The sequence below is a fragment of the Paenibacillus sp. BK720 genome, from assembly GCF_011761545.1.
Classification (GTDB): Bacteria; Bacillota; Bacilli; order Paenibacillales; family Paenibacillaceae; genus Pristimantibacillus.
The window spans coordinates 256,429-272,081 of sequence record NZ_JAASRQ010000002.1 but is presented as its reverse complement, the minus strand read 5'-3'; the positions used below and the strand labels follow the sequence as shown (position 1 = coordinate 272,081).

10 protein-coding genes are annotated in these 15,653 nt (G+C 49.9%); 2 read left to right on the top strand and 8 right to left on the bottom strand.

The annotated features are described in order from the left end of the window. Positions 1–291: 291 nt before the first annotated feature. The 5 genes from FHT67_RS08110 to FHT67_RS08090 form a co-directional block, all read right to left on the bottom strand. Positions 292–2,811, bottom strand: a complete 2,520-nt coding sequence (locus FHT67_RS08110; protein ID WP_243867035.1) for a LamG-like jellyroll fold domain-containing protein — start codon at positions 2,809–2,811, stop codon at positions 292–294. A gap of 32 nt (positions 2,812–2,843) precedes the next feature. After that, positions 2,844–3,743 carry a carbohydrate ABC transporter permease gene (locus FHT67_RS08105; protein WP_132306779.1) on the bottom strand — a complete coding sequence of 300 codons (900 nt, stop codon included), beginning with the start codon at positions 3,741–3,743 and terminating at the stop codon, positions 2,844–2,846. A 17-nt stretch (positions 3,744–3,760) separates the two neighbouring features. Beyond that, entirely contained in the window at positions 3,761–4,675 is a 915-nt protein-coding gene (locus FHT67_RS08100; protein WP_132306781.1) for an ABC transporter permease, read from the bottom strand. Between the two features lie 71 nt (positions 4,676–4,746). Beyond that, positions 4,747–6,375, bottom strand: coding sequence for an ABC transporter substrate-binding protein (locus FHT67_RS08095; protein ID WP_132306783.1), 1,629 nt, complete (start codon positions 6,373–6,375; stop codon positions 4,747–4,749). Positions 6,376–6,715: 340 nt separating this feature from the next. Continuing rightward, positions 6,716–8,995 carry an AraC family transcriptional regulator gene (locus FHT67_RS08090; protein ID WP_167197288.1) on the bottom strand — a complete coding sequence of 760 codons (2,280 nt, stop codon included), beginning with the start codon at positions 8,993–8,995 and terminating at the stop codon, positions 6,716–6,718. Between the two features lie 208 nt (positions 8,996–9,203). On the opposite strand from FHT67_RS08090, the gene FHT67_RS08085 reads away from it, so the two are divergent. Continuing rightward, positions 9,204–10,289, top strand: a complete 1,086-nt coding sequence (locus tag FHT67_RS08085) for a GerAB/ArcD/ProY family transporter (RefSeq protein ID WP_165930653.1) — start codon at positions 9,204–9,206, stop codon at positions 10,287–10,289. Between the two features lie 6 nt (positions 10,290–10,295). Here the strand turns inward: FHT67_RS08085 and FHT67_RS08080 are convergent, their stop codons facing one another. From FHT67_RS08080 to FHT67_RS08070, 3 genes are all read right to left on the bottom strand, one after another. Beyond that, positions 10,296–11,522, bottom strand: a complete 1,227-nt coding sequence (locus FHT67_RS08080) for a Ger(x)C family spore germination protein (RefSeq protein ID WP_167197285.1) — start codon at positions 11,520–11,522, stop codon at positions 10,296–10,298. Next, positions 11,519–13,087 (bottom strand): spore germination protein, encoded by a 1,569-nt coding sequence (locus tag FHT67_RS08075; protein ID WP_167198375.1) that lies wholly within the window; start codon positions 13,085–13,087, stop codon positions 11,519–11,521. The genes FHT67_RS08080 and FHT67_RS08075 overlap by 4 nt, the downstream gene beginning before the upstream one ends. Before the next feature lie 188 nt (positions 13,088–13,275). Continuing rightward, positions 13,276–14,715, bottom strand: coding sequence for a DHA2 family efflux MFS transporter permease subunit (locus FHT67_RS08070; RefSeq protein ID WP_243711645.1), 1,440 nt, complete (start codon positions 14,713–14,715; stop codon positions 13,276–13,278). A gap of 300 nt (positions 14,716–15,015) precedes the next feature. Between FHT67_RS08070 and FHT67_RS08065 the strand changes: the two genes are divergently transcribed. Beyond that, positions 15,016–15,612: a TetR/AcrR family transcriptional regulator gene (locus FHT67_RS08065; protein WP_167197282.1), complete on the top strand. Its 597-nt coding sequence runs from the start codon at positions 15,016–15,018 to the stop codon at positions 15,610–15,612. Positions 15,613–15,653: the final 41 nt, after the last annotated feature.

The following is a 15,653-nucleotide window of genomic DNA, read 5'->3' as shown; positions in this document are numbered from 1 at the left end:
TCTTTGCATCCCCTTTACCCAAGTTATTCGGCAGCGCTGTCCGCATCTTATGTAGAGGGTGCTTTCCGATGCGGTCCTACCAATGAAAACGCTTACCGTACACCTGATTGTAGCGGTCCCCCGTTCGGGAAGGTAGGTACATCTCGGTCGTTTAGCGTACCGATTTCCCGATTTCGGGGGTACAAATGGCCTTTTAATGGACAATTCTTCCTGTACGCTCGCCTATTAGGGGAAAAAAACGCAAACGGGACGCCGCTGAGCCAATGCCCGCATCGTCCCGTAACTATTGCTCTATCGATTGGCCAATTCGGCTGCTTGAACCGGACTCAAAGCTCCCTCATACACCTGCAGCTCATCAAGCTGCCCTTTGAACGGGGCATCCCACCAGTTCACGCCAAGGCTGAAAACCGATTCCGTCCCGGTAAAAATATCCGGGAAATTCGAGCCGCTGAATTTCTGCACGCCATTAACGTAAACGGTCAAAGTGCCGTTATCAACGGAATACGCGAGATGCGTCCATTCACCGGTTGGAATCGTAAGTCCCGCGATGCCGTCATACCAGACACCGCTTCCGGACCATACCATCGTATTGTCGCCATTCGGACCCTTTGGCACCAGGCTCACCCAGTTAAAGCCGTCCTTGGCGCCGAAAAAGGTTGTCGTATAAGTCGTCAGCTGGTCGGGCTTCACCCAAAGCGATACGGAATATTGATTGCCGTCGATCAGCTTGTTAGGCAGCCGCACGCCGGAATTGCCGTCGAATACGGCAGCTTGACCAACCACGCCTGCCGAATAAGATAACGTACCTCCCGTGTTATCGATCCGGTTGCCGGTAACCGACCCCGCTCCAAAGCTGCCGGTCGAGTCGATTACATTATTTTCGAACGAATACTTTGCAGACAGGGAAGCATTCGTGTAAGGAAGGACCGTTAAGGCGAAGTTCTTTGCTTCCGAAACCGTCCCCTTCTTAACAACCGCCGTTAAATTTACCGTCGCAGCAGTCGAGCCGGAAGCCGGCCGGGTTACAACACCCTCGGAAGATACAACGGAAGGATTACTGCTAGACCAAGTAATAGATGATTCGCGTGCCCCTTCCAATGGAAGATTCAAATTCGCAATGACGCGGCTTGTATCTCCTACAGTCAAATCCGCCAGCACATCCTGTACAATCTGCGAGTCCGTCTTCTCCTCCTGCCTGCTGCCCCAGATCGTAACCCCGTCATCAGACATCGCCGTAAAAGTCATCGCAAACGACTCGGACATCGGATCCCAGCCTTTAACGAACACGCCCTTGTACGTCTTGCCGTCCAGCGTCAGCTCGGCCTCGTTTTGGCCGTTTGTTTTCCATGTGCCGTTCCCATCGCCCGACACTTTGTTGTTCTTGCCGAGCGTAACATAGCTCGATTCCACGATACCGGCCGTTGTTCCTTTGCCGTGATTGATAAACTTATAGTCGCCGATCAGATCCTGGCGGTTTACCTTCTCCAGGGATTCTCCCGAATACCTATATGGCGCGGCTACGAGCCAGCCGTCCTTGTTCATAAACATTTGATGGACGCGAACCTCGTGGACCTCGCCTTTTTGCGGGAATCTGGAATGGAAGACAAGAAACATTTTGCCCGTCTTCGGATCCTGGTAAAAGGAATTATGCCCCGGCGATACATAGCCGTACCCGATTCCGGTTCCCGGATCACCTACTTCGCGCTTGAACAGGAAGTTGCCCATCAGCTTGTTGCCAACGGCCGAGTTGTCGGTATCCTCCGCTAGCACCGCGCTTTTGCCTGCCGCATCCACGAATGGACCAAGCGGGTTGTTCGAACGGTACAGTCTCATGTTATAGCCGCCGTCCGCCCCTAGCCAGCCGATGGTTTCAAACAAATAGTAGTAGTCCGTATCTTTGTTGTAAACCATGTAAGGCCCTTCGCCGGATTTGTAATAACCGCCCGCGACCTTGGTGCCGAAATAACGGTCTACCATTCTTCCGTCCTTCGTTACCGAATCCTTGCCCGGATAAATGGCTCTGCCGGTCGCCGGATCAATCTGCAGGGTGAAAATGCCGCCCGACCAGGAGCCATAGGACATCCATAGCTTGCCGCTCTTGTCGAACATCAGCTGCGGGTCAATGGCATTCGGATAGTCGATATTGGCGAACGTTCCGTCCGCATTAAACCAGTTGCCGCTCTCGCCGTCCAGCTTGCCTGCCGAGATGAGCTGCGGAATGTTGGTATTGGTCCACTTTTTATTGATGGCGCTGTTTGCGTCATAAGCTTCGTTTGCCGTGAAGCCGGAGTATACAAGCGTATCTACGTACGTATACGGGCCCTCGATATTTTGCGATACCGCAAAGCCAATCGCCGAACGAATATACGTCGAAGACGTGCAGTAATACAGCATATAAGCGCCTTTTGTACCGTCCGCGTTGCGGTAGTCGGCATTCCAGAACACGTCCGGCGCCCAGACGGAGAAGCCGCCCTTGCTGTCGGAGTCATTCTCGCCCGCCCATTTGAAGGAAGCGGCCAGATTTTGCGAGAGATTGCCGTAAAGCACGTTATTAGGTGTCGTATACCCGTTGGTGAAGGTCGTCCAGTTCATCAGATCGGCAGACTTGGCCGCTTCGATATGGGAGCCGAATACGTAATACGAATCCCCGTCCCGGACGATAGAAGGGTCGTGCACCGACACATCGGTGAAGGCCGGAGCCGCCGGCGCAGCGCCGGAGCCCGGCTTATTTCCCTCCCCGCTTCCCATCGCGGTAAGCGGCAGGGTTAATGACAATACCAGCGTAAGCATTACAAGCTTTTTCAGCTTCATAGATTCGTGCAAGCTCCTCTCCCCTTATGGAATCATCCTTTTACGGAACCAATCATGACCCCTTTCTCGAAATATTTTTGCAGGAACGGGTACAGCATCAGAATCGGCAGAGAAGACACGATAATAACGCCGTATTTGATCTGGTCGGCATATCGCTGGGCATAACCGCCGGATGCCGCTCCGCCGCCCGTACCCGCTCCATTCTGGAAAACCTGGTTGGACAGCAGAATATCCCTTAGCACGATTTGCAGCGGCTGCAGATTATTGTCCCGGATATAGATCAAGCCGGTAAAGAAATCATTCCAGTGTCCGACCAGGTAATATAACCCGATAACCGAGATCAAAGCCTTGGACAATGGCAAAGCGACCTTGGCGAAATACGTGAAATGCGAGCAGCCGTCCATCACCGCCGCCTCGTAAAGCTCAGCGGGCAGCGCGGTCTCGAAGAACGTGCGGGCTATAATCAGATAGAAGATATTCACGCAAAAAGGCAGGATAAATACCCAGAACGTATTCGTAATATGAAGATCCTTCATCAGCAGGTAGGTCGGGATCAGTCCGCCGTTAAAAAACATCGTGACGACAAAGAGAAACATAATCGGACGTCTCGCTTTGAATTCCTTCCGCGACAGCACGTAAGCGGCCGGCATCGTAAACAGCATGTTGACCAGCGTTCCAAGCAAGGTGTAAAACAACGTATTCCGGTAGCCGGTCCATACCCGGCTGTCCTGGAAAATCTCTTTATAGCCGAACAGGCTTGTGCCCTTCGGAAAAAACAGCACCTTCCCGGTCGACACGAGCGTTGAATCGCTAAACGAGGCAATCACGATGAAATAGAGCGGATATAAGATAATGACGAATATAACCGCGCATAACGCGTAAAGCGCGATATGAAAGGCGAGCTCGCTCCCTTTCAAGCCTTTGAGCGCCATATGGCATCCCTCCTTCCTTAGTATAGGCTTGTATTGGACATTTTCTTGGAAGCCGCGTTCATCCCAAACAGGAAGACAAAGTTGATCAGCGTATTAAACAAACCGATCGCGGAAGCATAGCTGAACTGATTGGACACAATGCCGATTTTGTAAACATACGTGGCGATAACCTCCGAGACCGGCAGGTTCAGAGCGTTTTGCATCAGGAAGATTTTCTCGAAGCCCGTGCTTAGAATATTGCCCATGCTCAGAATAAACAAAATAATAATAGTAGGAACCAGCGCCGGAAGATCGACATACCGGATCATCTTCATTCTGCTCGCGCCGTCAATCTTCGCAGAGTCATAGAGCTGCGGATCAACCGTAGACAAGGCAGCCAAATAAATAATGCTGTTCCAGCCGCAATGCTGCCATATATCCGACAGGACGTAGACCGGGATAAAGGTATTGGTCGAGGCAATCAGGTTGATATCGCCAAGCCCCAGCCCCTTCATCATATGGCCAACAACGCCGGTCTCCGGCGACATCAGCACGTTCATCATGCCCACGAGGACGATAATCGAAATGAAATGCGGCAGATAAACCGTCGTCTGCATCACATTTTTAAACCTTTTGCGCCGTATTTGATTCAGAATCAACGCCAGAATAATAGGCGCCGGAAACCCGACGATAATGGTTGCCAGGCTGATGAGGAACGTGTTGCGCATCAGATCGGTGAACAGATAGCTGTCAATGAACTGCTTGAAGTAATCGATGCCCCTCCAGGCGCCGCCGGTTAGGCCCTTCGTAAAATCGAAATCCTTGAAAGCCAGCTGAATGCCGTACATCGGTATATAGTTAAAGATCAGAACAACGGCGATCGCGGGCGCAATCATAATCCACAGCTGATAATCCCGTCTTAATGCCCGGAGTCCTCCTCCTAATAATCGCATCGGCCGATAACCTCCTTTGCCAGCCGGAACCGGCATACCGCGTCAAGTGGCATGCCGAATTCCGCGGTCCGTTATTGCTTTTTGTATTCGTCGTAGTACTTCTGCATAATCTCAAGATTCTGCTTCAAACCGGCTTTTTCGCTTTCCTTGACATAGCTGTCCCATTCCCCTTCAACGCCGCCTTTTGTTACCCATTTCGCGAAATTCGTATTCGCCAGGTTCATGACGTTGGTGTTGTTCAGTCCCATGGTGCTGTTGTCGGCGCTCGAATATTTCAGAAAGGTAGGGAACACGTCGTTATCCGCGTCGATCTGAATCGCGTCAATCGGCTTCGATTGCTCCAGAACCTCCTGCATATCCTTGCCCAGCGTGAGCTGAAGCGAATCCGGAATATAGAACGCTCCGTTATCCGCCATCGTGGATGTCCATTTCCATGTGCCGGGATCCATCTTGGAGTCGGCCGGCGGCAGCACGCTGTAGCTTCCGTCGCCGTTATCCTTAATATTGGGTCCAAGGGAGCCGAACAGAACCTGCATGCCCATGTCCGGCGCATAAAGCTCGTTTATAAACCGCATAATGGCGTCTTTGTTTTTCGATTTGGCCGATACGACAAGCTGATTAACCCCATAGTTCAAGGAATTGTAATCATAGCTCCACGATACGCTGCTGTCTGGCGTTGCCTTAAGCGGCGACATCGAGGTGTATTGCGGCGCAAGCTGCTCGCCAAAGCGGTCGGAAGCCACCCAGCCCATCGTAAAGCCAACCTTCGCCGTATCCCCTTCACCCCTGGCAACGGACTGGTATTTCGTATAATCATGCGTGAATACCTCCGGATTAATCAGGCCGGCTTTATACAGCTTGTTCAGAAAAACAACCAGCTGTTTGTAGCGATCATCGACCAGATAGTTCTTCACGACGCCGTCCTCCACGAAATAACCTTGCGGGCTGCCGTCGGTCAGCGTCATGCCTTCTCCGCCGAGAAGATAAGCCGGATTGAAATAACCGCCTATTCCGCCAGGCCAATCCATAGGAATCTCGTCGTTCGGATCTCCGTTGCCGTTAGCGTCCTTCTCTTTGAACGCTACAAGCACATCGTACAGCTCATCCCAGGTTGTCGGCATTTGGAGGCCCAAGTTATCCAGCCATTTCTGATTAATGTATTGGCGGGTAGCCGTGGATGGCCAATACCGCTGGTATTTCGGCAGACCGTAAATTTTGCCGTCCGGCTGCTCCGCGATTTTCTTCGTCTCCGGCTTGGCGTCAAACATCGCCTGAACGTTAGGCAGCTTATCCAGCATGCCCGACAGATCCTGAAACAGCCCTTGGAATTGCGCCATATCCGCATCCGTAATGACGTTAGGACCGATAAAGAGATCCGGCACATCTCCGCTTGCCAGCAGCGTTCCTTTCTTCTGGTCCCAGTCGGCCGTAATTTCCTGCCAATCAATCTCAACGCCGGCCTTCTCCTCCACCTGCTGCAGCCATTCCATATCCTTAAGTGGTTTCGTCAAAGCATGTTTGGTCATAATCGCCGTAAGCTTTACTTTCTTGCCGCTATTGCCGCCGCTGCCGGCGGAGCCGTCCGCCGCAGGACTGCTTCCCGTATTGCTTCCGCCCGAATTCGAGTTGCTGCTGCACGCCGACATAATGGTCGTTGCAGCAAGCATGACGGTAATGATGCCGACTACTTTCTTCCGCATGTAATTGCCCCCTCAATTCAATTAATAAGATGGCAGCCGCATCGAAAGCCGATGCGCCGCACCGAGGCGTCGCCGCCCGGTACATCCACACTAATCGGTACGGCGGTATACCGTATACGGACAGTTTTCGAACGGTTGGCATTTTTTGAAAGCGTTTAACTAACCGCCGGTGAAAACGCTTCGATTTTTGCTTGTTCAATTATTGTGGATGTTCAAAAAATGCCGCTTGCCAGGCGCAGAAGGCTGATTCTTGGCTGGAAGAGAGCCATTTTATTGCTAGGGCAACAACAAAGCCTGCCGAGCGATTCGGCAGGCTTGCCAGCGATGCAGGTGCAGCATGTCAGGAAATAAGCTTATGCGTTTCCCGGTATTGCCCGGGCGTCGTGCCTACGATTTTTTTGAAGCAACGGATAAAGCTCGACGTATTGGAGAAGCCCGTTTGCTGGGCAACGCCTTCCAAGGTCTGGTTCGTCGTCCTGAGCAGCTGAATAGAGGTTTGTATGCGGAATAAATCGATGTATTCTTTAAAGTTCTGGCCCATCGTTTTCTTGAAGTGATGGCTGAAGTTGGACGGCGACATGGCAAAATGGTCCGCAATCAGCTGAAGGGAGAAATCAGGGTTTAACCCCCTATTCTCGATAAAGCGCGTAATGTCGTCCCGGGATGCATTTCGGACAGGCTGCAAGGTATTCTGGATCATGAGGCATAACCGCTCGCAGCTGTCCCGGACGATATCGGCCATCTGCTCCACCGTATACCGGAACTGGTAAGCCGTATCCGTAAGCCGGAGCAGGACATCGTCCTCCGGGCTAAATCGCTGCAGCCCGTTAAGCAAGGCGCTCACCGTGTTAATATAAACGCTTCGGACCATATGCGGCGGCATTCCCGCGCTGCTCATCTGGGCTATGATACGGTCCGTAATCGAGCGTACCGCACCGGCATCATTTTTCAAAATCGACAACTCGAGCGATTGCAGCAGCTCCGCGTAGTAGGATACGGAGCCGGCTTTTGGCGTCTCTATTTCATCGAAGACGATAACCGGACTGCCTCCGCGCAGCTGAAGATGCTCCATTGCCCGAATCGCCTGCAGATAAGCGACGTGAACGGCTTCTGCCCGTTCGGGCTTGCTCGAGGTCCCTATGCCGATATAGACCTTTGCCCCTGTCCGGTCTTCCAGCTGCCTGCCGGTATCCTCCAAATACGGCTTTATCGCAAAGCCTGCCTCGTGGGAGCAGACGTATATCATTTCGTGACTGTAAATGCTCTTTAGAAAATACCCGGTACTCTCGCTTGGCTGCTCCGCCTCCATTGTTCTCAAAAACTCTGCTGCCCGGCAATCCGTCCCGTCACCGCTCTTTGGAGATTCGATCGACAATACGGCAACGGCAACCGCTTCGTGCGGGAATGCTATGCCGTACGAAGCCGCCTGCCTCGTAAACGCTTCGTCATTGCCCGCTTTCCCGCTTACCAATTCCAGCAGCATATGATCCCGAAGCACCGGCATCGTCTGCTTCACTCTCGCATCAAGGGAGGTATTCACGGACACAAGCTCGCCAAGAGCGAAAGAGATCACTTCGAATTCGTTCATTGGCTTCCTGCCGCCGGTCTCGAACAAATTGGAGGCAAAATCCACAATCCGCTTGATCGGCTGATAGTTCCGGCGGATCGCCACGTAGATGATAAGAAATTCGAGCAGCAGCATGATGCCAATCAGAAGAACGGTATTGCGCTGGATCGTCTGAATGCCCTGCAGCATCTCGGTTACAGGCAGGACGCTTACATACTGCCAGCCGTTCTTGTCGGATATGGTATGCGAGATAATATAAGAGCGGCCGTCTTTCTCGTAAAAGCCCGCTCCCTTGCCGCTCTTACCCAATCCGCTCAGGAAGCTTTGCACTTCGTTGGTGGGTATGTACGATCCTTTCCTGGAGGTGAGCAGAGGAACGCCCTCTCCATCCAGTATAAAGAAGTCTCCGCTGTACATCTCCGACATCGAGTTCAGCATCCGGATAATCGTATCCTCGCGGACCATAATGAGTACCGCTCCCGGCGTCTCGTAGCCGCCAATCGGAAGCGGCAGAGCGAAGGTAAGCATGCGGACATGATTGCTGCCCGGAATGATGACATCCTCAACCGGCCGAACTAACGTCCCCTTCAAATGATTCAGCTCGTTAAACATATTCGGCCAGTCTTTATAGTAATAGCCGATGCCCGGCTTGCCGAAGTCGCCCGCATTGTAAGCGCTTCCTGTTTTGGCGAATAAATAGCCCATACTCTCGATATAAAGCAGGGTGTTGTCGATAAAGCCGTCCGTGGCATTGTATTTGCGCATTTCGTTTGCGATTTGCACGCGTTGGTAGTCAATGTCTTCGGCGTTGTACAATTTGATTTCCCTGTTTTTCAACAGCTCGAACGGCAGATTGTATACATAACGCGTAAACGTATCCATCGATGTCCTTACCTGCTCCGTAAGATGCGTATTCCAGTCCATCTCCTTCTGCTTGACGACCGCCGTGGAGTGGGGATAATAGTAGATCAAAATAATCAAGAGCGGGAACAGCAATACCAGAAAGTAGGAGACGAGATGCTGGATCAGCAGATTCATACGGCTTCTTTTCATCGCAACGCCACCTTTCGCCTTGCCAACTCAAACGATGGGAAAAGTCTCAATAATTGCTTTATTATACCACCCCGGACAAAAGCAGACTACCGTCCAAAGCAGCAATTGAAGGATTTCCCGCGATCCCCCGACGGAATAAGAAAGGATGAATTTGGAAAAATAGATGATAACTGTTCAAAAAATTCATCATGGGAATTGCGAGGTTAAGATGAGTAAAATTACGGTCTATCAGTTGTTCGCAATCACCTTTATTTTTCAAATAGGCACTACGATTATTTTCGGCTTTGGCGCTCAGGCGGGCAAGGATGCATGGATCGGGGAATTGATATCTTGTTTCTTCGGCTTGGTAGTGGTTCTAATCTTCCTCGCCTTGATGCGCATGAATCCGGGGCTAACCCTTGTGCAATGGTTTCCCGCGCAATTTGGCCGATGGATCGGAACTCCGATTGCATTTCTATACCCCCTATTGTTTATCTATATTGTTGGACGGATTACAGCGGATATCCGGGATATGGTTTCAACTACCATCTTGTTTAATACACCGCTTATCGTCATCTCAGGCGTTTTTATCTTTATTATAGCCTATTGCGTATATAGTGGCATTGAACGCATTTCCCGGCTGGGGGAAATGTTTCTCCCGATCGTATTGCTCTTGTTTTGTATTGAAGCCGTTCTTCTCATAGGCTCCAATGTTATGAAATTCCATAATTTGCTGCCTGTTTTGGAACAAGGCTGGGCGCCCGTCATGAAGACCGTTTATCCCTCCGGCATCACTCAATCCTTTGGAGAAACCATTACCCTTGCTATGTTCTGGACAGAGACCAAAGAGCCCAATAAAGTGTTGAGAATTACGATTCTCGCGTCTTTGCTTTCCGGAATCATGGTTACCTTATTCGATGTCATGGCGATTTCCGTTTTCGGAGATATGTTTTCCGGTTTCCTGTACCCTCTTTACACCCTGCTTAGTTTGATCAGTATCGGAAAATTCATTGAAAACTTACAGATGTTCGGCGTGCTTTATTTATTAATGACGGCGCTGCTAAAAAGCGTCGTCTTAATGTTTGCGGCGGTCAGAGGGATTCAACAATTAACGAATATGAAGAGTTACCGTGTGCTTGTCATCCCGTCCTGCGCCATCTCCCTCATTCTTGGATTGACTATGTCCAAAAATATTGCGGAGCACATTTACCGTCATCACTTCGAAATATTGGTTCCTTATATATGGGTGCCCATGTACTTGGTTTTGCCTGCGATTCTTCTCCTAGTTAATTGGCTTCGGCAATTGATGAAATGAACTTCTTCATTTCTTGATCTCGTCTGCTTTTAATTGCAAGGAGGGTCCTGTTACCCCTATCCGTCGAACCGTTATCTTTGCGTTTACAGAAATCTCCGCTTCCCTAAATTGTTCTTCCCAGTTATTCCTTATCGATCTCCATAATGCCAAGTTTTTTCTTCTAATAGTATCACTGAATCCAAACACGTCTGTCCCGTATTTTCTCTGCACTTTGGCAATCGTCCGTGAGACGGTTTCATTGACCTGTTTGTCCAACGCGTTTTGCACCAGGCTAATATTATTCGTCTGTGTTAAGTCCAGCCTGGTGTTATTTTCACGAATAGCTCCTTGTCCCGTTAATGTAACAAAAATTTTCAACTTGCCCTTCTGGAGTGCTGGCTGAATCTTGCTTTGCATCTTATAAAGATTAATACTGACATTCCCCTCCTCTTGCGGTATTGCTGCGGATACCGTCAGACTGTGCAGATTGCCGTTTACCCAGCGCATGGCGAGGCCTTCCTCTAAATCTAAAAACCCGACTAATTTCAGCTCTTTATTAAAAATTCCTGTACCTGCAATCCGGAACCCATTATGATTGGAACCGGATTGCTCATTCTGATTTTCTTGACCTTGCGGCACGGAGTTCATGCCGATGGTTATTGCAGGTACGACAGGGCAAGCTCCTTCGCTCGTTGCAGCATGCAAAAAGTTCAACAATCCCATTTCCACGGGCGTTCCCATTTGACCATATTCCCCCAAAACCCCAAGGGCAGGAATGATTTCCAACGGATACGATATTTTTAGAAAATCCCTTGCCGTACCTCCCTTGACGATAAATATATCGGTTCGCAGCTTGAGTGTCGGATCACGGGTATACGTATCGAATATCTCATTAACACCTTGTCTAGCCATGGATTCACCAATTACGATGACCCGCCGATGACCGCGAAACACTTGCCTGGAAAGCTTAGTCTGCATCTGCTTTACCGCCTCGAGCGTATTCATTCCGACACCCGAAACAACAAAGAACGGTTTATCCTGGCCTCCTCCGCCTTTGCCGTTCTGCTGTCCGCCGCTTATTTTGGTCGGAATGATCGTCTGGGCACTGATCATCACTTTCTTGTCCGGGGCATTGTCGATCCCCCATGCAAGTTCGACCGCTATCTCATTTACTTCCGAACTATCCCAACAGCCCGATACTAAGGTAAAAGAGAGAACCAAACAGAACAAGCTGGTCCTGCGCAACTTTTTCATTCGTCTGCTTTCCCTTTCTTTGAACGTGGTTGTTGGCCTTCCGGAATGCGGGTCTTATTTGCCCCTGATGAAAAGGCGGAACGCTGGGTCATACTCCACCTTGGCGCGCGTATGAATATATCCTTCAAGCCTTGAGATATATGCGGAATGACCGGAGTCATATACGGAACTCCAAACGACCGTAAGCCAAGAAGATGGATGATCAACAGGAATAATCCGCTTACAATCCCGTATAAGCCCAGCATACCCGCCATTATCAGCATTGGAAAACGAAGAAGACGATAAGCGGTCCCGAAATTATAGCGCGGGATGGCAAAGGAGGCGATCCCTGTCGTGGCAACAACAATGACAACAGGAGCGGATACGATGCCTGCTTGCACGGCAGCTTGTCCGATGACAAGCGCTCCCACAATGCTGACGGCCGAGCCTACGGCTTTAGGCATGCGAATACCGGCCTCGCGAAGCCCCTCGAACATAAACTCCATTAACAATGCCTCGACAAAGGTAGGAAAAGGAACGCCCTCCCTCGAATTAGCGATACTGATGAGCAGGTTCGTAGGGATAAGCTGTTGATGGAAGGTTGAGAGCGCGACGTACAAGGACGGAAGCAGCAGTGCGATATTAAATAAGGAATAACGGACAAATCGAATAAACGTTGTATAAATCGAACGTTCGTAATAATCTTCAACCGCCTGCAAACCCGTCCAAAACGTCATCGGAACGATCAACACAAACGGGGTGTTATCGACAAGGATCGCGACTTTTCCTTCGAGCAAACTTGCGCATACGATATCGGGCCGCTCGGTATTTTGAACTTGCGGGAATGGAGACCATGGGGCATCCTCAATAAATTCTTCGATAAAGCCTGATTCCAACACCCCGTCCATCACAATCCGGTCGATTCTATTGCGGACTTCCTTCAGCACTGCGTTCGAGACAATTCCGTCAATATATACAATAACAACATCTGTCTGGGATACTTTGCCTATCGTAACGGATTCCATTTTCAGCTTTGAACTACGGATTCGTCTTCGTATTAAGCTGGTATTGGTACGCAGCGTTTCCGTAAATCCGTCCCTTGGGCCGCGAACGGATATTTCCGCAGCCGGTTCTTCAATCGAGCGTTTCTCGAATCCTTTTAGATCTGCGACAAGAGCCTTGTTTTCTCCGTCAGCCAAGAGAACAATATTCGCCTTCAGAATGCCATCGATTATTTCGCCTAAAGTGGAAACCGTTTTAATTTGCGAGACGGCAAACAGTTTATCTTGAATCATCTGCCCCGATATAGGGGCATCTTCATATAGGAGCGGCGCTAACACCATGTTATCCAGCGTTTTGTTGTCAATTAAACCATCCGCATATACGATAAGAATTTCAGGATTGCTGCTGATGGAACGAAAAATGATATCGGAGCATTGTTCAAAAATTCCCCTAACCGTCTTCTCGTTTATAGAAAGCTTTGTGCTTAATTCAACATGCTGATCGCTAAGCATTGGAGGATCATTCGATTCGAATCGGTCAGAGCTATGGTTGCGGTTAGATTGTTGCCGGCTTCTTATTCGCATCAAGCGCATATGCCTCCTCCAAACGTTAAGCATTCAGTTGTGTAGTATATCCAATCTTTCCATAGTTTATCGAATAGCTTCTTTTGATCCGGAGACTTCATTAGCCCAAGCTGTCCGTTCATCTTCTGGAATATCCAAAACGCCAAAAAGAGCTGCCTCGCGGCAGCTCTTTTCTTATTGCGTAACATTTACATTTCTCTAGCTTCCTGAACCTTCATCTTCGTTGTGATCTGTTTCTCGTCAGAGGCTTGAGCAACGCGTTTGATGAAGAAGGTCAGAATCAGACCCACAACGCCAATTCCGACGATAACCAGATAGGCATCGTTCATGCCGCTGATCGTCGCGTTCGTTACCATCTGCTGTTGCGTCATGCCTTCCGTTGCCCCGGATGTCATCGCATCCTCAAGATGGGACTTCGTTTGCGTAGTCAGGATCGTTACGAGAAGCGACGTGCCAACCGCACCCGCTACCTGCCTGATCGTGTTCGAGATCGCGGTGCCATGCGCGTTCAGACGGTTAGGCAATTGATTGAGGCCCGCTGTCTGAACAGGCATCATCAGGAGCGCCATGCCGATACGGCGTCCGGTCGACATGAGAACCAGATACGTATAGCTGGTGGTATCCGTCAGATTAATGAAACCGAGAGTTGTCACGATAACGATAATCATGCCGGCAACGGATAGCCATTTGGCGCCGAATTTATCGAACAGTCTGCCTGTAACGGGCATCAGGAAGCCCATGATAAGCGCGCCCGGAAGCAGAAGCAGACCCGATTCCATCGCGGTATAACCGCGCGCATTCTGCAGGTAAAGCGGAAGCAGCATCATATCCGCATACATAATCATCGTAATCGCAATGTTGATAAACGTCGTTAAGCTGTACATATTGTATTTAAAGGCACGCAGATCAAGCAGCGGATTGTCGGAAATGAGCTGACGCCATACAAACAGCACCAGGGCGATAAAGCCTCCGATAATCGTGATAAGCACCTCCGCGCTTTCCCATCCTGCGCTGCCCGCACGGCTGAAGCCGTACAGCAAAGCGCCAAAACCGATCGTGGACAAGATGACGCTGATCACATCGATCTTCGGATACGAACGCTCCGAAACATTCGTGAGAAAAACATATCCGCAAATGATAACGATAACCGCAAGCGGAATCATGCCGTAGAACATCATTTCCCATTTAAAGTTCTCGAGCACCCAGCCGGCAAGAGTTGGGCCAATCGCCGGTGCGAAGATAATGGCGAAACCAACCATCCCCATTGCGCCGCCCCGCTTCTCGGGCGGGAACAAGGTTAAGATAACGGTCATGAGTAGCGGCATGATGATACCGGCGCCAGCCGCTTGAATCAATCGTCCGATAAGCAATACGTTGAAATCCGATGCGAGCGCCGATACGACGGTACCTGCCAGGAATAAAACCATTGACGTCTGGAACAGCTCGCGCGTCGTAAATCTTTGCATCAAAAAGGCTGTAATCGGAATTAAAATACCGTTGACCAGCATGTATCCGGTCGTCAGCCATTGGACCGTAGTCGCCGATATGCCGAAGTCATTCATCAGCTCGGGGCCGGCTACGCTCATAATCGTCTGGTTCAGCGTCGCAATAAAAGCGCCTAAAATCATAACAAATAAAATGGGCCCCTTTTTGACAGAACCGTCTGCTTGTAAACCTTTACTCAACCGCTCCATCCTTCTTTCTTGTCTCTCTAGACTAAATTTACAATGTGTCGTATAGTGAACATTGTATAAATTAAATTATAGCTCGAGCCGCCCCTTTTACAAGCAACGATTCCAGGCAAAAGTGTAAATTAGTTTACAGAAATTGAATTTTTGTAGCTTTAGCAAAGAAAATAATACAGTCAAAAAAGAAATTGTAGTTTACTACTAGGTAATTAGTTACTAAAGGAAAGGAATGCAGTAACGATGGATAAAACAACAACCCGGACCGACCCCCGTATCCTCCGGACGCGTCAGCTGCTAAGAGATGCCTTTATCGATCTGCTCGAGGAAATGGACATCGAGAAAATTTCGGTTAACAAGCTTGCCGAGCGCGCTACGATTAACCGGGTTACTTTTTATCTTCATTATAAAGACATCCCGGACATGCTGGAGAAAATGGCCGATGATATGATCGAAGACATTCATCAGGTTCTTGACCGGTCTACCGTAAAATCCGACTCCCCGGAGGTAATCAATACAACGATGCTTGTAAAGCTGCTGGAGCATATCGCGGAGCATTCGAAATTTTACAAGATCATTCTGGCGTCTCACCGCACGACGATCTTTACCGAGCGGTTGCTGCGGCTGTTGACCAAGCTGATCTCGGACGGGATAGACAAACGGGGAAATGCTTCTTTTGTGGCCAAGGCCAATATTCAGAAGGATATTGCGGTGTGGTACAGCTCCGCCGCCTTGATCGGCACGATAGTGTCCTGGCTTCGGGCGGACATGCCGTATACCCCTGTTTTTCTCGCGAAGCAGTTTTTCCTGCTCCGCACGCTGCAGGACCCGAAGGAATGAAGAAATCGCCCTCACCCTGAAATCGTGCATACGGGTGAAGG

Coding starts and splice junctions, on each gene's coding strand:
- FHT67_RS08110 (WP_243867035.1), bottom strand. CDS start 2,811: ATGAAGCTGAAAAAGCTTGTAATGCTTACGCTGGTATTGTCATTAACC.
- FHT67_RS08105 (WP_132306779.1), bottom strand. CDS start 3,743: ATGGCGCTCAAAGGCTTGAAAGGGAGCGAGCTCGCCTTTCATATCGCG.
- FHT67_RS08100 (WP_132306781.1), bottom strand. CDS start 4,675: ATGCGATTATTAGGAGGAGGACTCCGGGCATTAAGACGGGATTATCAG.
- FHT67_RS08095 (WP_132306783.1), bottom strand. CDS start 6,375: ATGCGGAAGAAAGTAGTCGGCATCATTACCGTCATGCTTGCTGCAACG.
- FHT67_RS08090 (WP_167197288.1), bottom strand. CDS start 8,995: ATGAAAAGAAGCCGTATGAATCTGCTGATCCAGCATCTCGTCTCCTAC.
- FHT67_RS08085 (WP_165930653.1), top strand. CDS start 9,204: ATGAGTAAAATTACGGTCTATCAGTTGTTCGCAATCACCTTTATTTTT.
- FHT67_RS08080 (WP_167197285.1), bottom strand. CDS start 11,522: ATGAAAAAGTTGCGCAGGACCAGCTTGTTCTGTTTGGTTCTCTCTTTT.
- FHT67_RS08075 (WP_167198375.1), bottom strand. CDS start 13,087: ATGCGAATAAGAAGCCGGCAACAATCTAACCGCAACCATAGCTCTGAC.
- FHT67_RS08070 (WP_243711645.1), bottom strand. CDS start 14,715: ATGATTTTAGGCGCTTTTATTGCGACGCTGAACCAGACGATTATGAGC.
- FHT67_RS08065 (WP_167197282.1), top strand. CDS start 15,016: ATGGATAAAACAACAACCCGGACCGACCCCCGTATCCTCCGGACGCGT.